Genomic DNA, 20,138 nt, shown 5'->3' with positions numbered 1-20,138 from the left:
GAAGCGGACCTCCCGCCGTCGTCCGCTTTCTTTTATGTCAGACGCTGGCTTTCCGCTTGAACCAGCCCCACACGGCCGTGGCCACGAACAGGATCAGGCCGATGAATGCCAGCCACAGCAGGCCCTTCACCACGAAGCCGAGGATCGAAAGGACAAGCCAGATGATAAGCAGTGTGATGATAATTCCCATAGGGGAAGCTTAGGCCTTGTCCCTGCTGAAACAGGCTTCAACTCACACCTTGAAGTACTTGGCCTCCGGGTGGTGGAACACAAACGCGTCGGTGGACTGTTCAGGGTGCAGCATCAGCTCATCGCTCAGGACCACGCCCATCCGCTCGGGATGCAGCAGCTCCACCACCTTGCGGCGGTCCTCCATGTCCGGGCACGCGGGGTATCCGAGCGAGAACCGCGCACCGCGGTAGTCGAGCTTGAACAGGCCGGCCTTGTCCTTCGGCTCCTCCGCTGCGAAACCCAGCTCCGAGCGGATGCGTGCATGCCAGAATTCCGCGAGCGCCTCGGTGAGCTGCATGACCAGGCCGTTGAGCTCGTAGTAGTCGCGGTAGTGGTCGCCGGCGAAGAGCTTGGCAGTCACCTCATCGACATTGCCGCCGGCGGTGACCAGCTGCACCGGCAGCACGTCGATCTGCCCCGATTCGCGCGAGCGCACGAAGTCGGCGAGGCACAGGTGCCGGTCGCGGCGCTGGCGCGGGAAGTCGAAACGCAGCCGCTCGGTGCCGAGCGGACCGCCTGATCCGCCGTCGGGGGCAAGCAGGCCCGCGGTGCCGAGGACGCCGTCGCGGTCCTCCCCGTGGTGCAGCACCACCACCTGTTCCCCCTCGGAGACCACCGGGAAGTAGCCGTACGCGACGGACGCATCGAGCATTCCCTCGCCGAGGATGCGGTCCATCCAGTACCGCAGGCGCGGCCGGCCCTCGCGTTCCACCAGTTCCTCATACGAGGCGCCGTCGTCGCCGCGGCCGGGCTTGAGCCCCCACTGCCCCATGAACGTGGCGCGCTCGTCGAGGAAAGCACCGAAGTCGTGGAGCGAGACGCCGCGCACGATGCGCGTACCCCAGAACGGCGGTGAAGGCACGTGATTGTCGGAGGCGACGTCGGAACGGCCGGGCATTGCCTCCGGCTCGGTCACCTTGAACTTCGGGCCTCCTTTATGGATCCGCTTCTTCAGGGCGGGCAGGCCGACCTCCGCGGGGTCAGCGCCGCGGGCCACCTGCACCAGCGGCTCCATGAGCGACAGGCCCTCGAAGGCGTCCTTCGCGTAGCGGACCTCGCCCTCAAACTGCCCCGCGAGGTCCTGCTCGACGTAGGCGCGGGTCAGCGCCGCGCCGCCGAGGATGATCGGCCACCGCTTCGCGAGGCCACGGGACTGCAGCTCCGCGAGGTTCTCCTTCATCACCACGGTGGACTTCACGAGCAGGCCGGACATGCCGATCACGTCGGCGTCGTGTTCCTCGGCCGCCGCGATGATGTCGGCGATCGGCTGCTTGATGCCGAGGTTGATCACCTTGTAGCCGTTGTTGGTGAGGATGATGTCCACCAGGTTCTTGCCGATGTCGTGCACATCGCCGCGCACGGTGGCGATCACCATGGTGCCCTTGCCCGAAGCATCCGACTTCTCCATGTGCGGCTCGAGCAGAGCGACGGCGGTCTTCATCACCTCGGCGGACTGCAGCACGAAGGGCAGCTGCATCTCGCCGGCTCCGAACCGCTCGCCCACAACCTTCATGCCTTCGAGCAGATAGTCGTTGATGATGCCGAGCGGGGTTAGTCCCTCGGCGCGGGCCAGGTCCAGGTCCTCTTCGAGGCCCTTGCCTTCGCCGTCGATGATGCGCCGCTCCAGGCGCTCGCCGGTGGGCAGCGCCGCGAGTTCCGCGGCGCGCTGGTCCTTCAGCGCTGCGGTGTCGACGCCGGCGAACAGGTCCAGCATGCTGGCCAGCGGGTCGTACGTGAGGTTGCCGTCGGCGTCGTATTCGCGGCGGTCCCAGACGAGGTCCAGGGCCACCTTGCGCTGCTCCTCCGGCAGTGAGGCGAGCGGCACGATCTTGGCCGCGTCGATGATGCCGCTGGTCAGGCCGGCCTGCACGGCCTCGTGCAGGAACACCGAGTTCAAGGCCATGCGCGCTGCCGGGTTCAGGCCGAAGGACACGTTGGAGACGCCGAGTGTTGTGTTGATGCCGGGGTACTTCGCGGTGATCTGGCGGATGGCTTCGATGGTTTCGATGGCGTCCCGGCGGGTTTCTTCCTGGCCGGTGGCGATGGGGAAGGTCAGGGCGTCGACGATGATGTCCTCGACGCGCATCCCCCATTCGCCCACCAGGGCGTCGACGAGGCGCGAGGCGATGGCCACCTTGCCCTCGGTGGTGCGTGCCTGGCCGTGCTCGTCGATGGTCAGGGCGATCACGGCGGTGCCGTGTTCCTTCACCAGCGGCATGATGCGCGCGAAGCGGCTGTTCGGGCCGTCGCCGTCCTCATAGTTGACGGAGTTGACCACCGGGCGTCCGCCGATGTGTTCGAGCCCGGCCTGCAGGACGGGCGGTTCGGTGGAGTCGATGACGAGCGGGAGCGTGGAGGCCGACGCGAATCGTGAGACGACCTCCTTGATGTCGGCCACGCCGTCGCGCCCCACGTAGTCGATGCAGACGTCGAGTAGGTGCGCGCCCACACGGACCTGCTCGCGGGCGATGTCGACGCAGTCGTCCCAGCGCTCTTCGAGCATCGCCTGGCGGAACGCCTTCGAACCGTTCGCGTTGGTGCGCTCGCCAATGGCGAGGTACGCGGACTCCTGGTCGAAATTCACATGGTGGTAGAGGGAAGCGATGCCCGCTTCACGCTCGGCGGGAACGCGGCTGCCGTCGGCGCCCCTCCCGCCGCTGGTGACAGCGGCGCTGGCGCGCAAGGGCGCAAGACGTTCGACGACGGCGGCCATGTGCTCCGGCGTCGTACCGCAACATCCGCCCACCAGGCCCAGGCCGAATTCCCGCACGAACTGCTCGTGCGCGGTGGCGAGTTCGGTGGGTGAGAGCGGATAGTGCGCGCCGTTGGCACCGAGGACGGGCAGGCCGGCGTTGGGCATGCAGGCGATTGCCACGGAGGACTGCTTCGCCAGGTGGCGCAGGTGCTCGCTCATCTCGTCCGGCCCGGTGGCGCAGTTCAGGCCGATGGCGTCGACGCCGAGCGGCTCGAGCGCGGTGAGGGCCGCGCCGATCTCGGATCCCATCAGCATGGTTCCGGTGGTTTCGACGGTCACCTCGACGAAGATCGGGAGCCGGATGCCGCGGGACACGATCGCCTGCTTGCAGCCGTTGACCGCGGCTTTGGTCTGAAGGAGGTCCTGGCTGGTTTCGATGAGGAAGGCATCCGCTCCCCCGTCGATGAGGCCCTCGGCCTGCAGGGCGAAGGTCTGCTTGAGGTAGTGGTAGGTGGTGTGGCCGAGGCTGGGGAGCTTGGTGCCCGGCCCCATGGAGCCCAGGACCCAGCGTATCCGTCCGTCTGCTTTTTCTGCTGCTTCCGCACGTTCGCGGGCGATCTCCGCGCCCTTGCGCGCAAGCTCTTCGATCCGGTCGTCGATGCCGTAGTCCGAGAGGTTGGACCAGTTGGCGCCGAAGGTGTTGGTTTCGACTGCATCGATGCCCACCGCGAAGTAGGCGTCATGAATGTCCGCGAGGACATCCGGCCGAGTGGCGTTGAGGATCTCGTTGCAGCCTTCCAGCCCCAGGAAGTCGTCCTCGAGCGACAGCTCGCGCCCCTGCAGCATGGTGCCCATCGCCCCATCGGCAATGACGAGCCGGTGGTTCACGGCATCCAGCAGCTCCTGCGAACGGACGGGGCGGGGAACGGACTCAATATCAAGCGCAAAACGAGGCATCTAAACAGACTACGGCGGGGCTCGAAACATTGCGCCGTGTTTTCCATGTACTACGACGGCGAGTGGTGGGCCGGGAGGTGCTGCTCTGCTTCCCGCGCCACAGCGTCACAGCGTCACAGCGTCACGGCGGAATTCGACACCCTGCCAGCATGAGCACTCGTGATACGTCCGCGCCGATCGGCGACCTTCCGCGGATCAGACGCCCGGCCAACTCCGCCTTGATCGCCGCGGACATTGGCTCCTTGGCGCAAGTTGCTGCATGCAGCCGCAGCCAATTGCCCGCCATGCAGGGTGGGAACCGCATCGGTTAGGGCACGTGGAGGAATCCCGGGAGGCGCCGATAACCGGTCTTCCGTAAAGCTCCCGCCCGGGAAGAGGGTGGCTGGTCCGCTTCGAGCCTTGGCAGAGCCTCAAGGCCGCGCGCCCCGCGATGGGCGAAGCTCCGGTCAAATAGCGGTTGACCGAAGCTTCGATCCATTAAGTCTGACTGAAGCTTAGGGTTTGCTGGGAAGGCGGCAGCAGGACCAATGCCCTGTCTAAGACGGACCTCGGGCGCCTCGTCGAACTCCCCGAAAGGCCGATGGGGCTATATGTAGGGCTGAAGTAATACTCCTGCAGTATGGCCTCCCTTTCATGGGGCCGAGCGCTGCAGTCCCAGCTCCAGGGATGCTGATCTGACCGGTGGGTGTGATGGCAGGAGCCGTACTGATGGCGGCGCACGGGCATGGTTGGCGCGACCTGGGCTTTCGCCTTCTGCGGGGCCTCGGAGCGCCACTGCAGATGGCCCGGAAGCCACACAGGGTTGAAGGCCCGTCGGAAGCAAGAGATTCTCGTGCTTGCGGTCTCGGCCACACCTGCCATTCTGGCTCTCCTACTTGTCCGGTCCGCCTGCCTCCTCGCCTGATCGGCTGGTGGCATGCCGACCCGTGGCATTCCCCGGCCCTGCCGAACTGACGTTCGGTGACATTTGCCGAACGAGATCACACCTGTGCGACGGCGCTTGCTTCGTCTTCCTGTCGCGTCATTGACAGTAGCAAATGGCGCACATACGATCGAGAGGTAACATTTGAGACGCAGAATCTCATATGAGGTCTGTTGGCGAGTACGTAAGGAAGTCAAGAGTGACAAGTCCATTGAGGGTCATTGGTGTTGGCTTCGATCACATGCACATCGGGGATCAGCTCCAGACGGCGATCGAGCACCCCGACACAGAAGTGGTCGGTCTCGTCGGGGATGAGTCGCGGGTCAAGGACGTGGCGCTGAGCCTGAACCTGGACGTGCCAAGCTTTGGCAGCTTGAAAGAACTGGACTCCCTCATCTCGGCCACGGATCCTGACATCGCATTTGTGTGCACAACCACTGCGGTCCACGCTGATGTTGTCGAAGCGCTGGCCGGCGCAGGGATTCATGTCATTCTGGAGAAGCCTTTTGCCGACTCCCTTGACGCCGTCGACAGAATGATCTCCTGCAGCCAAGCCAACGGCACTCTGCTGACGGTGAACTGGCCCCTGGCTTGGCTGCCGTCTCACAGAACAGCCAAGCGCCTGATCGCTGAGGGCTCCATAGGAGACGTCCAGGCTGTTCACTTCTACGACGGCAATCGAGGACCGCTGTTCCATTCCCACGGAAAGGTGGAAACTTCCCCCACCACCGAGGAAAAGGCCTCCAGCTGGTTCTATTCGAGGGACGCCGGCGGCGGAAGCCTTCGTGATTATCTGGGCTATGGAGTCACCTTAGGCACCTGGTTCCGTAATGGCGGTCTGCCCGATTCAGTCACGGCGGACTGGTTCATTCCAGAAGGGCTTGAGGTTGACGAGCAGTCCGTGGTGATCGCCCGTTATGACACCGGCCTCTCCGTCTTCGAGACCCGATGGGGAACCCTAAGTGACCCGTGGAATCTCCAGCCGAGCCCGCGTTGCGGGTTCGTGATCACTGGTGCCACGGGAAGCATCACCTCCTGGGATTACGACCTTGAAGTAACACTGACCAGAGGCAACGGTTCAACGCCCGAGCGCGTCGGCGTTGATGAGATTGCTTTTGAGGACAGGACTGCGCTGGCAAACGTCGTCTCTCACCTGCGGACTGGCAGCCCACTGGATTCGCCGCTGACGGCGGCTACTTCCCGAATCGGACATGCAATCGTGGAAGCCGCCGTGCGCGGCGCCGAAACGGGCCAAAGGGTCAGCCTGGCAGACGTCGGCGGCTCCGGGCAGTGAAAGCGCTCCTAGGTCAAAGAGCATCCAACTCGAACAACTCCGGCCTGCTACGGAAAGGGAGATGATGGCTGAATCTGGCCAATATCTCGGAATTGACGTCGGCGGCACTCGCATCAAGTGGTCAGTGGTTGAAGACGCCAAAATCGTCGCCACGGGGGACGTTCCAACCCCCCGCGAAGGAGGCGAAATACTCATCAGCCTCCTGAAGAACCTCACGGCAAGCCTGGGTCCAACAACCCGCGCCATTGGCTTGGCGTTGCCTGGCCTCGTCAACACACAGACGAGATCCACGATCTTCATCCCGAACATCCCGGGCAGCTGGATGAACTATCCGATAGCCGCGGAGATCGAAAAATCCAGTGGCGTACCCGTCTTCATCCTCAACGACGCCAGGGCCTTCGGCCATGCAGAACTCATAGTCGGAGCAGGCCGCGGCGAGAGGAACGCCCTCTTTCTCACACTTGGTACCGGCGTGGGCGGCGCCATTGCCAGAGACGGACAGATCCTGGTCGGGGAAATCGATTCCATCGGCGAGATGGGGCATGTCAATATCGACGCTGCCGGAGAGATATGTGGCTGCGGCGGCGTTGGCTGCCTCGAAACCGTGGCCTCAGGATCGGCACTCGTGGGACACATGGCAAGAGTGGCGTTGACGTCCCTCTCCCCGGCGCTCGCGTCTGTCCTCGGAGACAGCGGGCTCCAGGCTCTGACTCCGGAGTCCATAAGCCGGGCAGCCGACATGAAAGATCCGTGGGCGCTGGCCGCCTTTGAGAAGATCGGCCGGCATCTGGGCCTGGCAGCCGGAACCGCCTGCGTCCTCATGCAACTGTCGTGTGTCGTAGTCGGAGGCGGAATGTCAGGTGCATTCCGCCATATCGCACCGTCAATGAAGGCCGCATTGGAAGAGCGAACCAGCGTAACGGGAGCCATCTCATTGCACCCGGCACAACTCGGCTCGGAATCAGGGTCACTCGGCGCCGCCTTGTACGCCGGCATCAGAACAGAACAACAAGCAAGCCAACTTTCCAGCCAAGAACTAGCACATTAGGAAGACAAACCCCATGACGTGGATTGACGAAGCGATTCTGGTCTTGAACCGCATTCAGAACGAACAATCGGACAACATAGAAAAGGCTGCGGCGATCGCTGCCGATGCAATCGGCGGAGGCGGGGTCGTGCACACCTTCGGCACAGGGCATTCCCGCATCCCTGTCGAGGAGATGTTCCCCCGGTACGGTTCTTTTCCAGGATTCCACCCCATCGTTGAACTTTCGATGACGTTCCACACCGAAATTTCCGGCGCCAATGGACAGCGCCAGGCCATGTTCATCGAACGTGTTCCAGGCCTTGCTGAAGTTATCCTGTCAAACTTCAAGCTGCGGCCCACCGACGCGATCATGATTTTCAGCGCCAGCGGGCGCAATGCCGTGCCCGTTGAAACAGCCATGGTTGCAAAGGCAGCAGGGCTTAAGGTCATTGCTGTTACCTCGGGAACTGAGGGAAAGACGGTCCCTCCCACGCACTCGTCCGGGACCATTCTCAGTGACCATGCAGACGTCGTCATCGACCTCTGCACACCGCTAGGCGACGCCGCCGTCACTATCGACGGTTGGTCCAACAAAGTCGGACCGGTAAGTACCGTCGCGAACGTGGCAATTGTCAATAGCCTCAAGGTCCTGACGGCCCAGAAACTGGCGGATCGCGGGATTGAACTGCCCGTCCTCACCGGTGCCCAAATTGTCGGACAGGAAGTGTCAGAAGAGCTGTTCGAGAAGGCCTACCTGGAACATGCCAAGCGCAAGTCCGACGTTCTCCGGGTCGACGCATGACCGCTCAGGCGTGGGTCGTCGGCGGGACCGGGGGGATCGGCGCGTCCTGCGTGAGATCCTTCGAAGCTGCCGGTCTCCGTGTGCACGCTTCGAACCGTCCCGAGGAGGATATTACCCAGCCCGGCGTGGCCGAGGACGTCGCCCGGAGGCTTGCCTCCGACGGCGGATTCTCTGTTGCAGTCCACACCATCGGCATGAGCGGACGCAGGCTTGGCGACGGCCCCGTCAGCGAATGTACTGACGAAGCCTGGGAAGAAGTCATCCGGGTCGACCTCACGTCGGTCTTCCGGTTCCTGCGCGCCTGCCTTCAGTATGCGGACGATGGCTCATCAATTGTGTTGATCGGGTCGGCCCTGGCGAAGGGGCTCGACGAGGACTTTCTGACGGCGGCTTACCGCGTCGCCAAGGCCGGAATGCACCCGCTGCTGGAGGCCGCGGCTTATGAGGGTGCCCGCCGTGGCATCAGGGTGAACATGGTCTCTCCTGGTCTCGTGGACACGCGGATGGCTCAGCGCGCGCTGAACGATGAGCACCTCCGATCGAGGTTCCCAGAGCTGATGCCCCTCACGAAGCGGCCATCAACGGCTGACGAAGTGGCCGACGCGGTCCAGTGGCTAGCCAGCAGCAAGGCGATTCAGACAACAGGCGCGGTAATCCCGGTCGATGGCGGCTGGCTCCTTAGGTAACACGCCAGCCCACGGGCTCGGAGGTTAAGAGACCTCCATTTCAACTTAGAACGGAAAATGATGACTTTAGAGACGAAGTACCACCCGGACGAGGTCGCCGGTGTTCCGCTCCTCTGGCATGGCGACGTTGCCGTCGTCGGTGGGGGATCAGCAGGATCGACGGCCGCTACGGCGGCCGCGAGGTCCGGGGCATCGACGCTCCTGATCGAATCTGGCGGCTACCTCGGGGGAACCGGGACCCGCGTTCTTGACACCTTCTACGGATTCTATGCGCCAGGGCCTTCGAATAACCGGGTCGTCGGCGGCATCGGATGGGAAGTCTGTGAACGACTTGCCGCTATGGGCATGTCATTCGAGCGGCCCAATACGTACGGAGCGGGCACCGGTGTCACCTACGAGCCCGAAGCGCTCAAGCTGATATGGGACGACCTGCTCCAGGGTTCCGGGGCAAAAACGCTGCTGTATGGCCTGGTGACCGCTGTTATCGCGGAGGACCGCAGAATCGTCGGTGTCATCGTTGAAACCAAACAGGGCCCGCGCCGCGTACTGGCCAAGGTTCTCATCGACTCCAGCGGTGAAGGCGAGCTGGCCTGGCGGGCCGGTGCCACGCTCGACAACAGCGAGGGGCTGGATAAGCTGCAACCCGCAACGGCCACCTTCCGTGTCGGCGGAGTCGCAGACAAGACGGCCTCGACGAAGGAAATTCACTCGCTGATCGCGGCTGCAGTCGAGTCCGGAGATTACGTGCTTCCGCGGCTGGAAGGCTCTATCCACGCAACGAACATTCCCGGCGTCAAGCACGCCAACATGACCCGGGTGTCAGGGAAAGACCTGACCGACCCGTGGGAGCTGTCGTGGGCCGAGCAGGAAGGCCGTCGGCAGAGCTGGGAATACGTCCGGTTCCTCCAGGACAAGGTACCCGGCTACTCACAGTCATACCTCCTCCACACGTCCTCCCGGATCGGGATCCGGGAAACGAGGCGACTCGTGGGTGAATATGTGCTCTCCGGCGAAGATTTCTTTGGCGGCCTGTCCCATTCCGATGACATTGCTCGGTGCGGCGCGCCGATCGAAGACCATGGAACCGGCGCAGTGACGCGCTGGGATTACGTCGGCGGCACCTCCGAACCCGACGACAGCACCTACGGAATCCCGTACGGCACACTTTTGCCGGCCGACACTGACGGTCTCCTCGTCGCGGGCCGTTTCTTCTCGGCCACGCATGAGGCTCACGCCTCCGCACGCTCGATCGCACAGTGCACCGCCATGGGCCAGGCAGCCGGCACAGCAGCAGCGATGGCCGCAGGCGCAGGCCTTGAGCCGAGAAACATAGACCGCGCCCTTCTGCGCGCAAGGTTGAAGGAGGCGCAGGCCATTGTTTAGCTCACAAGTCCTCACGGAAACCCGCACCCCCGTCGTCACCGACAGTTCCCCCGCCGCCCGGATCCGTACCGTGCTGGGTGACATCGCCGAAGTGCCCAAAGGCGTCGTCTACTCCCACGAACACCTGATCATCGATTCGCCGCTGATCGCCGAACGCTTCCCGCACATCCATCTGGACAGCGTCGACGCTGCAGTCGCAGAAGTTAACGAATCGGCTGCTGCCGGAGCCGCCCTATTCGTCGACTGCATGCCCTGCTCCGCTGGACGTGACATCACGAGGCTCGCCCAGATTTCTGAACGAACAAGAACACCTGTCATCGCAGCGACAGGCCTTCATCACGACCGGTACTACGGCCCACTGCATTGGTCGAACCGCGTCTCGGACGATGAACTAGCGGATCTGTTTGTCGCGGACCTGGAAGAGGGCGTCGACGCCTTCGATTACACCGGACCCATTGTTCGCCGGACAAAATGGAGGGCAGGCATCGTCAAGGTAGCGACAAGCGGGGAGCTGCTGGATAGGCGGGACGTACGTAATCTTCGCGCCGCGGCACAGGCCAGCCTGCGCACTGGCGCCCCGATTCTCACCCACTGCGAGAATGGCGAGGGCGCCCTTGCGCAGATCGAATCACTCACCAAGGCCGGCGTACCGGCCAGCTCGATCATTCTGAGCCACGTGGACAAACACCGCGACCTCACCTACCTCAAAGACATTGCGGCCACGGGCGCCATTCTGGAGTGCGACCAGACGCTCCGTGAACATGGTGCCGGTCTCGACTCCCCCGCCCTGAAGCTGATCACGGCGCTCGTTGACGCCGGGTACGGTCGACAGGTCATCGTCGGTACTGACGGCGCCAGGCGATCCCTGTGGCGTTCACTGAACGGAAATCCCGGGCTCAGCTGGTTGGCTTCGACCTTGCCTTCACGATTGCATGCCGCCGGTCTGACAACTTCGCAGGCTGGCCGCGTCCTGAGGGACAACGCTGTGCAGGCTTTGACCTGGAGAAACGTCAAAGGGGCGCAGGAAACCCTGGACCGAGGTGCGAAATGACTGCATCGGCCCACGACATCCTGGATCGCATAGCCAGTGCACAGGCGATCCCTGTACTGCGTTCGGCCGATCCAGAGACGGCACTGGAAGATGCGCGTATTTTGTCCCAAGGCGGGCTGCGTGTCATCGAGGTGACGTTTAGCATTCCGGACGTGGAACAGGTGATAAAAGAACTTTGCAGCTGGCAGGGACTCACCATCGGCGCTGGAACTGTCCTGCATCCGGCACAGGCCACCGCCGCCCTGGAGGCAGGGGCGGACTTCCTCGTCTCGCCTATCTACGACCGGTGGCTTATCGACGAGGGCCGGCAGGGCGGTTTCCTCGCCGTGCCGGGTTGCGCGACTGCCACCGAGATCTTTAAAGCCAGGCAGGACGGTGCCGAGTTGATCAAGGTCTTTCCCATAGCGCGGTTGGGAGGATCCCGGTTCATCAAAGATCTTCTCGCACCCATGCCCGATCTGCGGTTGATGGCGACCGGAGGGGTTAAAGCTTCCGAGGTCACCGACCTTATTTCGGCTGGATGCTCAGCTGTTGGCATTGGGTCGATCCTGGCCGATGCTGGCCTGGGAAGCAATCCTGCCGCGCGCGTGAAGGCTTTTGTATCTGCGATGTTGCAGGCGCCCGGTCAATCCTGACCGAGCAGCGCCGAGGCCGTGGCGGCGTCCGTGACCAGTGCATTCACCAGGCCGCTGCGCAATCCGGACACTATGGCGTCCTTCTTTTCGAGACCCGCAGCGACGGCAACCCTAAGCCTGATCGCGGTAAACTCCTCCACAGTTGGGCCCATCACAGTCGGGCCGCCGGTTATCACCGAACCCTTCGCGTCAGTGAAGTGCATCAGGATGTCCGCGGTGACATCAGCATCCCGCAGCCGCTTCGCGGACGAAGGCGCCAAAGCCGACGCCTGGCGCAAGGATGAGGTTCCGGCCTTCCATCCCCCGATGCCCACAACTGCAACATCAACGAGTGCGAACATATGAAACGTGCGCCGGAGGAATGCCTCCTCCCGAAGGGCATCCGCGGTCGCCTGGTTTTCAACGAAGGCTGGCGCGTGCAGAGAGTACAGCCGGCCCCGGAAGACTTTGCTGGCCTCCGCGGCCAGCCCTATCGCGTTCAGCGGCAGGCTGACGCCGTCAACGCCTCCGGCCAGTTGCACGATGTCGACGGTCGGCAGCCCGCTGCGCGTTTGAAGCGAATTAATGACATGGAAGACACTTGCCCCCCAGCCGATTCCAAGGAGACTTCCATCCCTGAGCTCTTCAAGCAGCAGGTCCGCGGCCGCCGCACCGACGAGGCTGAGGTCGGTCGTCGGCGTCAACGCGGACACGGCAACGCGCTCGAGCGAGTACTTGTCCCTGAGCCTGTTCTCCAGGTCCCGCACTGAGCTTGAGGGGTCTGAAATTTCGATGCGGACGACCCCGCGATCGCGGCCGTATCGGATAAGGTCAGCCACCTTGAACCGAGATATGCTCATCCGTTCAGCGATTTCGCTTTTGGGCAGTTCCTCAATGAAGTGCAGTCGGCAGACCTCGGCAATGAGCCGATTCTCGTCGAGACCGTTCTGCTGTGTGCTCGCACTTGGTTTCATCACTAACGCTCATTTCAATTTGTTCATTCATGCGCTGGCGTGGAACCGAGGCGACAATGAGGTGGGGTTGTTTTCGACAGTAGGCGGGCTACCGTCTGCGCGCGGAAGTTTGATCCGGTGTTACGGCCTTTCCCGTTGCGGCGGACTCTGTTGCGGCGAAGCACAGTGAGAGCCCGGTGAGGGATGAGGCCGGGCAATTGAACGGTTCCAGCCCGGACTCGATGGCTATGAGGAGCTCCCGCATGGTGCCGATCATGCCGTGGCCGAACCAGTCGTTGCTCACCGAGATGTGGGCTTCGCCCTCGTCCGTGTATATGACAACGCTGTCGCCGCCCAGACTAAGGCCCTCATGGGTGATGACCCCCTTGGTGCCCGATACCCGGAAGGTGCCAGACTCCGCATATCGTTCGGCAGCCCGGAAACCCACGGAAGCGATGAAGTTCTCGGCCGAGATCAGAGCGTGCGCTTGCATTGGCACTGGAACCGATTGTCCTTTCCTGGAGGCAGTCACCGCCCGTACTTCCAGTGCCCCCTCGGGCACCAGTGTCCCGATGAGGTCAAACCAGTGAGCGCCGAAATCGTAGAGAACTAGGTCCTCCATCGCGGCAAAGGCCGGCTTGTCCTCCACAAACAGGTCGTGGGGCCACGCCACAAAGAAATCAGCGGATACGACCTCGCCGATAAGTCCGGCGCCAATGCACGCAAGAAGCGCGCCGAAATGCGGAGTCCAGCGCCCGTTCTGGTTCACCGCCAGGATGACGCCGGCGTCCCTGGCTTCCCGGGCGAGTTGCAATCCTTCGCCAAGGTCCTCCACGAACGGCTTCTGGCTCAGTACGTGCTTTCCTGCCCTGACGGCCTGGCGCACCAGTTGCGGGCGAACGGCCACGTGGGTCGCTATGTCCACGACCTCAAGTCCGGGATGCGCGAGCATCGCCTGCTCATTACGGTAGACCACGGCATCGGGATAGAACTCGTCGCGGTACGCCTTTGCGCGTTCTACATCGGAATCACAAAGCGCTACCACGTTCACGCCCGCCGCGCGGTACGACCGGAGGTGCTGGCCCGCAACCCAGCCGCATCCCACCAGGCCAACAGGAATGGTTCTGTTAAATTCAGGGATCACCAGAGCGGACTCAATTTTGGATTTTAGGACGGGGTTTTGCGAGTCCACTCGGCCATATGGGAGACCAACTTCTTTGACACTCTCGTTCATGCTGCTCCTTCATGAAAAATGCGGTCCCCCGGCCTCGCGGAGACGGGGAGTGTCTCGTGCCGACAACAGCGCCGTGCCCGCCCTGCCCTCGCGCTAGGGAAAATTCGGGCCAGCCAGATATTCGCGCAAGTCGCGGATCGCTGGACCGCCTTCATCTCATCTGTCTTTAGTGCTATCAAATGTAATCGTAGCCCCCAGGGAGGCTCGGGACCAGCCATAGGGGCCACACAAAATTGGCGACGCGGGACCGCACCCTACCGATCCGTCTTCAACTGGCTAGATGACGGGCCTCCAAGGGTAATTGTGACGAAAAGGCTTAAGCGGCATGCATTTGCTGGCTCCGCGGAAGGCGACCATCTTTTGGAGAAGGCTCTTGCCACATCACACTTGATGCCGATAGCATCATGTGTGATGTGGGCAACAGGGAACTCCCTCCACCGAAAACTCGCACACCAACTTACGCCTACTGTTCCACGGGCCTCTTGACCGACAAGGAAGTCAGACAGTGACTATTCGTACCCTGACCGCAGCGGCAGCAATCGCCGCGCTGGCGCTCACCACCGCAGCCTGCGGCAGCCCCAGCTCTTCCCCTTCGCAAGCTTCGGAGGGTGGCAAGACGTTGACCTACTGGGCCAGCAACACAGGTACCAGCCTTGACAATGACAAGGAGGTGCTTGCTCCCCAACTGAAAAAATTTGAGGAGAAGACGGGAATCAAGGTCAATCTGGAAGTGATCGGCTGGAATGATCTGCAGACACGCATCCAGACTGCGGTGACGTCGGGCCAGGCTCCCGACGTCGTCAACATCGGAAATACGTGGGCTTCGTCACTGCAGTCCACCAACGCATTCCTCCCTCTGGACGAAGACACCATGAAGGCTGTCGGAGGATCCGACAAATTTGTTAAAGCCGCGCTCGAGACCGCCGGGGCTCCGGGGCAGGTCCCCGCCTCAGTGCCGCTCTACGGCATGGTCTACGGCCTTTACTACAACAAGGCCATATTCGCCAAGGCGGGCATCCAGCCACCGAAGACCTATGAAGAAATGGTGAGTGCAGCTAAGAAACTCACGAAGGACGGCCAATTCGGACTTTCCTTGCGTGCCGGTTCCTACAGCACCAACGCGCATTTCGCTTTCCTTAACTCGGCTCAGAACGGGGCAGAGCTGTTTGATGCCGAGGGCAAGCCGACGTTCACTTCGGACGGTGTTGTTAAGGGCGTCAAGCGCTACCTGGATCTGATGCAGTCGGAGAAGGTAGTCAAGCCGTCCGACGTGCAGGTCGACAGCGGTCAGGGAGTCCATGAGTTTACCGCCGGCAAGGTCCCCATGGTGATTGGCGCGACCATTGACAGCATCATCCAGGCAGACGGCATGAAGGCCGACGAGTACGGCGTTGTGCCCTACCCCGCTCCGGCTGGGGCCAAGGATATTGCCAGTTTCCCTGCCGGCATCAACCTCTCGGTCTTCAAAAACACCAAGAACAAGGATGGTGCCCTGAAGTTCGTTGAATTCATGACCAGCGCTGAGACTCAAAAGGCGCTCAACGACAAATTCGGTACCCTGCCCGTGCTCAAGGGAGCAGCTCCCACGTTCCTGGCTGACACCGAGAAAGCCAAGGTGCTCCTGGACATCTACGCCAACCGGTCCAAGCCGCTGCCGCTCGTCGCAGCCGAAGACCAGTTTGAAAGCACCGTTGGCAAGGCCATGACCCAGCTTTTCTCTAAGGTGGCGTCCGGCAACACCGTCAGCGATGAGGAAATTCGCGGGGCGCTGGAAACAGCCCAGCAGCAGGTCGCTGCTTCCGCCGGGTAGTTCACGTACGGGGGTCCACCGCAGTTCCTCGCAGTGGGCCCCCGTCCTTCCGGGACACCACAGAAAAAGGAAACACCTCGAATGTCTGTAACTACCGTTGAGCCACCGGCTCAGAAGCCCACAGTCCGCCCCCAGCGCAAAAACTGCCGGCCGAAGCCGTCAGGCTGGTGGATGCCGTACGCACTGATCGCACCGGCAGTTCTGTTCGTGCTCGCCATCCAGATACTGCCCATGGTCATCGGCATCTTCATGAGCTTCATCAAACTGACGAAGGCTTTCATCGCCAACTGGGGAAGCGCCCCCGCTGCGGGTGTGGCCAACTATTCGGTGTCGTTGGACTTCAACAGTGCCGTAGGAAAATCGCTGCTGGCATCCTTTTTCGTCACGTGCGGGTTTACTGTTCTGGTGGTTGGCCTGTCCTGGATCCTGGGCATGGCCGCGGCCGTAGTCCTTCAAAGGCAATTCCGGGGCAGGGGATTCATCCGCACACTCTTCCTTATTCCATATGCCCTACCGATGTATGCCGGAATCATCGCCTGGAAGTTCATGTTTCAAAAGGACACGGGCGCGATCAATCACTTCCTGTTCGACAATCTCGGTCTCGGGGGTGAGAAACCCTTCTGGCTCATCGGCGACAGCAGTTTTGCAGCCATGGTGGTCGTCGCTCTCTGGCGTACGTGGCCCTTTGCCTTCCTGATGCTGATGGCAGGACTTCAATCCATACCGAGTGAAGTCTACGAAGCCTCCGCCGTGGACGGCGCGAAGCCGTGGCGCCAATGGCGCTCGATCACCCTTCCCATGCTGAAACCGGTGAACGTGGTCCTGATCCTGGTCATGTTCCTGTGGACCTTCAACGACTTCAACACCCCGTTCGTCCTCTTCGGCAACTCCCAGCCACCGGGAGGCGATCTGATCGCATTCCATATCTACAACGCCTCCTTCCTGACATGGAACTTCGGTTTGGGATCGGCCATGTCGGTGTTGTTGCTGCTGTTCCTGTTGCTCGTCACGGGTATCTATCTGATCGTCACCAACTGGAGGTCCCGCCGTGCATGAAACAATCGGAACCAAAGTCTTCCGCGTTGCCGTCATCACGTTCCTGACCGTTTTCACCATGGTCCCCGTCTACGTCATGATCACATCGTCCTTGAAGCCGCTCCGGGACGTCCAGGGGCCGTTCACCTGGTGGCCGTCTGAAATCACGCTTGCGCCATTCGTTGACATGTGGACGACCGTTCCCCTGGCCAGCTACTTCTTGAACAGCGTGATCGTGGCCAGTGCAGCGACAATACTGAGCCTGATCATTGGTGTCTTCGCTTCGTATGCCATGTCGCGGTACAAATTCTTCGGCCGATCCATCTTTTCGACCACCATCCTGTCGACCCAGATGTTTCCGGGCGTGTTGTTCCTGCTTCCGCTGTTCCTGATATTTGTCAACATCAACGGAGCTACCGGCATTCAGCTGGTCGGGACGATGGGTGGACTCATCATTACCTACCTCACGTTCTCTCTGCCGTTCTCCATCTGGATGCTCGCAGGCTACTTTGATGGAATCCCCCATGAGCTGGACGAGGCAGCGAAGGTCGACGGATGCGGACCCGTGGGCGCCCTGGTACGTGTAGTCCTCCCGGCTGCCAGGCCTGGACTCATCGCCGTGGCCATCTTCAGCTTCATGACCTCCTGGGGTGAGGTGCTTTTCGCATCGGTTATGACCACCGAGGCAAACCGGACCCTGGCAGTTGGTCTTCAGCTCTACTCGACACAATCCAATGTCTATTGGAACCAGGTCATGGCGGCATCGCTGGTCGTCAGCATCCCCATCGTCGTGGCCTTCCTTTTGCTCCAGCGCAACTTTGTCGCCGGGCTGACGGCCGGTGGCGTGAAATGACGCTTCCACCGACGGCGTGCACCCTTGATTCTCTCCATTAAAAACGAAAGGTTTTCTATCAAATGACTATCCCCTCGCCGTCCCGAGTTGCGTTCATCGGATGCGGAAACATAGCGGGTCCCTATGCGGAGAGTCTGTCCCGGCACACCGAACTGACGCTGGTGGGAGTCTTCGATCTCGACGAATCCAAACGCCTTGACTTTGCTGCTGAGCACGGCTGCGTCGCCTATTCCACTCTGGACGAGCTGTGTGCTGATTCGCCCGACGTCGTAGTGAACCTGACCAGCGCCCCGTACCACTACGCCACAACGCTGGACCTCATTGAACGCGGCCAGACGGTTTTCAGTGAGAAGCCCCTGGCTCTGAACCACAGCGACTCCAAGGAGCTGGTCAAGCGGGCGGAAGGAAAGAACGTTCGCCTGGCGTGTGCACCATCGCTGTGGCTGGGCGCGGCGTCGCTGTCCGTAGCTGACGCCCTCCAGAGCGGGGCAATCGGAACCGTCCGGTTGATCAACGCCGAAGTAAACCAGGGACGCATCGAAAGCTGGCACCCGGCACCCCACTCCTTTTACCAGGTCGGGCCTGTTGTCGATGCCGGCGTTTACCCCCTGACCTACCTGACAGCCATTTTCGGCCCCATCCGCAGTGTCACCGCGGTTGGCCACACGCTGTTGGCGGAACGGTCCACGCTCGACGGCGGCACGTTCAATCCTGCGACGGCCGACGCCTGGATTGTTGTAGCCGAATTTGAATCCGGTCCCATGCTGCGCCTCAGCTGCAACTTCTACGTCCATTCCGATACCAGCCCGCGCGCTATCGAGTTTCATGGCGATAACGGCAGTCTTCGGCTCGATGACTGGCTGCTGCCGGGGTCTTCAATCCATCAGGCAGACTTCGGTGGCCAGTACCAGATCCAGGCACCAGGCGAGGACCTACCGTTGGATTGGTGCCTTGGTTTGGCCGACCTCGCGGCGGCCGTCCGTGCAGACCGACCGCACCGGACCAGAGGCGAACATGCGGCCCACGTGGTGGAGGTGCTCGAAGCAATAGCGAAGTCTGCTGATAAGGGCGTTCGGGTTGAAGTTACTTCGAGCTTTCCCTCCCCGTTACCGGCTCAACCCTCCAACTCGAACACTGAGGAAAATGACATGACGAACATCTCCTTTATGGGAGCAAACCTCGTTGCGCAGCAGCTCGATTGGTCAATGACGGAAGGCTGGTCGCAGGGCGACGATGCCGCAAACGCCTACTACGAGCCGATCGGGACGTTCGAGGAACGATTCCAGGCATTCGTCAACCTGGTCGCCGATGCAGGATTCGACGCGCTGGACGTCTGGACGGCCCAGCTGAACTGGACCTGGGCCACCCCCGCCCACCTCGAAGCTGCACGGCGGGTGCTCTCGAATTCCGGGATGACGGTCAACAGCTACGCCGGAGACTTCGGCGACACACCCTCCGAGTTCGAGGCCGCCTGCAACGTAGCGGCAGCAATCGGGGCGCCGATCCTGGGCGGAGGCACTTCTTTGCTGACGTCAGACAGAAAGAGCCTCGTCGACATCCTCAAGACGTCCGGCCGGCTGTTGGCCATTGAGAACCACCCCGCGCACAGGTCCGCCCAGGACATTATCGATGCGATCGGTACGGACGGAGAAGGACTCCTCGGAACCGCCGTCGATACTGGGTGGTGGGGTACAAATGGCGTGGATGCCGCCCAGGCAATCAGAGAACTGGGCCAGCACGTGATGTACATCCATATGAAAGACATCCGGGAAGCGGGAGCGCACGAGACGTGTGTCCTGGGCGAAGGCATCGTTCCTATAACCGACTGCCTCTCGGCACTTTCGGAGATTGGATATACCGGCCCGATGAGCATTGAACACGAGCCCGAACATTCCAACCCCGTGCAGGATGTCATCCTCAGCAAGAAGCTGCTTCTAGGATGGCTGGGCGAACTTCGTGGTGGCATCCCGTTAACGAACGCAAGTGGGACGCCCTAACCACTGAACGAAGGGGCATCGACCGGGAAGCTTCCGAATTCCGTCCCGGCGTTATAAGCCTGACCCCAGCTAGGCTGACCTGCCGATAGTGGGGCAACTAGCCCGGACGGCGGCACTGGGCGCGGTTAGGGGCATGCGCTACCGCGCATCTCTAACCGCGCCCACTGCTACAACAGTCTCCTTCGAGGCAACCCCAACGGGTGAGACCAAATACCCACGACCGGAAGTGGAACTTCTTCACCACCACATCCATCTTCACTGCGGCCGGACGCCACTATTTGGAGCCAGCCAGCGCCTGGTCATGAACGGACAGGAAGTGACCGGCCCTGCTGCTCCTCTCAGTCGATAGAGCGTCCCCGGTGCCGCCTCCAAGCGGATCACCTCAGAGCTCGAGCCTGCAGCTCACACTTCACAAAACCGAATCCTCGGTCTGCTCCTACGGCAGCAGGCCTCCCTGTTCCCTCGACTCACACAAGACCGGACAGGCCGCCGCGACTGCCCATCATCATGTGGTTCGTCCTCATCGCCGCGAGCATGTCCTTACCCCGCAAGAACGGAAACCCGATCATGACGTCCCCTCGGCCCCTCCCAACC

16 protein-coding genes are annotated in these 20,138 nt (G+C 61.8%); 12 read left to right on the top strand and 4 right to left on the bottom strand.

Annotated features, from left to right (window positions below; translation table 11 throughout):
* Positions 1 to 37: 37 nt before the first annotated feature.
* Positions 38 to 190 (bottom strand): hypothetical protein, encoded by a 153-nt coding sequence (locus tag LQ144_RS19040; protein ID WP_230120356.1) that lies wholly within the window; start codon positions 188 to 190, stop codon positions 38 to 40.
* Between the two features lie 42 nt (positions 191 to 232).
* Complete coding sequence (metH, locus tag LQ144_RS19035; RefSeq protein WP_230120355.1) at positions 233 to 3,883, bottom strand: methionine synthase; 3,651 nt, start codon at positions 3,881 to 3,883, stop codon at positions 233 to 235.
* A gap of 149 nt (positions 3,884 to 4,032) precedes the next feature.
* Between metH and LQ144_RS19030 the strand changes: the two genes are divergently transcribed.
* The 8 genes from LQ144_RS19030 to LQ144_RS18995 all read left to right on the top strand — a co-directional run bounded on the left by LQ144_RS19030 (position 4,033) and on the right by LQ144_RS18995 (position 11,683).
* Complete coding sequence (locus LQ144_RS19030) at positions 4,033 to 4,194, top strand: hypothetical protein (RefSeq protein ID WP_230120353.1); 162 nt, start codon at positions 4,033 to 4,035, stop codon at positions 4,192 to 4,194.
* 810 nt (positions 4,195 to 5,004) lie between these two features.
* On the top strand, positions 5,005 to 6,099 hold the full coding sequence (locus LQ144_RS19025) for a Gfo/Idh/MocA family oxidoreductase (protein ID WP_230120351.1): 1,095 nt from the start codon (positions 5,005 to 5,007) through the stop codon (positions 6,097 to 6,099).
* Between the two features lie 61 nt (positions 6,100 to 6,160).
* On the top strand, positions 6,161 to 7,147 hold the full coding sequence (locus LQ144_RS19020; protein ID WP_230120349.1) for an ROK family protein: 987 nt from the start codon (positions 6,161 to 6,163) through the stop codon (positions 7,145 to 7,147).
* Positions 7,148 to 7,160: 13 nt separating this feature from the next.
* Positions 7,161 to 7,928, top strand: coding sequence for an SIS domain-containing protein (locus tag LQ144_RS19015; protein WP_230120348.1), 768 nt, complete (start codon positions 7,161 to 7,163; stop codon positions 7,926 to 7,928).
* Positions 7,925 to 8,614: an SDR family oxidoreductase gene (locus LQ144_RS19010; protein ID WP_230120346.1), complete on the top strand. Its 690-nt coding sequence runs from the start codon at positions 7,925 to 7,927 to the stop codon at positions 8,612 to 8,614. The genes LQ144_RS19015 and LQ144_RS19010 overlap by 4 nt, the downstream gene beginning before the upstream one ends.
* A 60-nt stretch (positions 8,615 to 8,674) precedes the next feature.
* Entirely contained in the window at positions 8,675 to 9,997 is a 1,323-nt protein-coding gene (locus LQ144_RS19005) for an FAD-dependent oxidoreductase (protein ID WP_230120344.1), read from the top strand.
* On the top strand, positions 9,990 to 11,048 hold the full coding sequence (locus tag LQ144_RS19000) for a hypothetical protein (RefSeq protein ID WP_230120343.1): 1,059 nt from the start codon (positions 9,990 to 9,992) through the stop codon (positions 11,046 to 11,048). Before LQ144_RS19005 ends, LQ144_RS19000 begins: the two co-directional genes overlap by 8 nt.
* A complete protein-coding gene (locus tag LQ144_RS18995) occupies positions 11,045 to 11,683 on the top strand; it encodes a bifunctional 4-hydroxy-2-oxoglutarate aldolase/2-dehydro-3-deoxy-phosphogluconate aldolase (RefSeq protein ID WP_230120341.1) in 639 nt (212 codons plus the stop codon). The genes LQ144_RS19000 and LQ144_RS18995 overlap by 4 nt, the downstream gene beginning before the upstream one ends.
* Here LQ144_RS18995 and LQ144_RS18990 read toward each other — a convergent pair.
* Both LQ144_RS18990 and LQ144_RS18985 read right to left on the bottom strand, forming a co-directional pair.
* Complete coding sequence (locus LQ144_RS18990) at positions 11,674 to 12,636, bottom strand: sugar-binding domain-containing protein (protein ID WP_230120339.1); 963 nt, start codon at positions 12,634 to 12,636, stop codon at positions 11,674 to 11,676. The two genes, LQ144_RS18995 and LQ144_RS18990, sit on opposite strands and share 10 nt — an antisense overlap.
* An 88-nt stretch (positions 12,637 to 12,724) precedes the next feature.
* A complete protein-coding gene (locus LQ144_RS18985) occupies positions 12,725 to 13,759 on the bottom strand; it encodes a Gfo/Idh/MocA family oxidoreductase (RefSeq protein WP_230120337.1) in 1,035 nt (344 codons plus the stop codon).
* A gap of 595 nt (positions 13,760 to 14,354) precedes the next feature.
* Between LQ144_RS18985 and LQ144_RS18980 the strand changes: the two genes are divergently transcribed.
* From LQ144_RS18980 to LQ144_RS18965, 4 genes are all read left to right on the top strand, one after another.
* On the top strand, positions 14,355 to 15,659 hold the full coding sequence (locus LQ144_RS18980) for a sugar ABC transporter substrate-binding protein (protein WP_230120335.1): 1,305 nt from the start codon (positions 14,355 to 14,357) through the stop codon (positions 15,657 to 15,659).
* 231 nt (positions 15,660 to 15,890) lie between these two features.
* The gene (locus LQ144_RS18975; protein ID WP_230120333.1) at positions 15,891 to 16,715 is read left to right on the top strand and encodes a sugar ABC transporter permease; all 825 of its coding nucleotides are present in this window, start codon (positions 15,891 to 15,893) and stop codon (positions 16,713 to 16,715) included.
* Positions 16,708 to 17,547 carry a carbohydrate ABC transporter permease gene (locus tag LQ144_RS18970; protein ID WP_230120331.1) on the top strand — a complete coding sequence of 280 codons (840 nt, stop codon included), beginning with the start codon at positions 16,708 to 16,710 and terminating at the stop codon, positions 17,545 to 17,547. The genes LQ144_RS18975 and LQ144_RS18970 overlap by 8 nt, the downstream gene beginning before the upstream one ends.
* 62 nt (positions 17,548 to 17,609) lie before the next feature.
* The gene (locus LQ144_RS18965) at positions 17,610 to 19,544 is read left to right on the top strand and encodes a Gfo/Idh/MocA family oxidoreductase (protein ID WP_230120329.1); all 1,935 of its coding nucleotides are present in this window, start codon (positions 17,610 to 17,612) and stop codon (positions 19,542 to 19,544) included.
* Positions 19,545 to 20,138 lie beyond the last annotated feature (594 nt).

Source organism: Arthrobacter sp. Bi83 (genome assembly GCF_918698095.1).
Lineage (GTDB): Bacteria > Actinomycetota > Actinomycetes > Actinomycetales > Micrococcaceae > Arthrobacter.
This window is presented reverse-complemented; position numbering and strand designations above follow the sequence as displayed.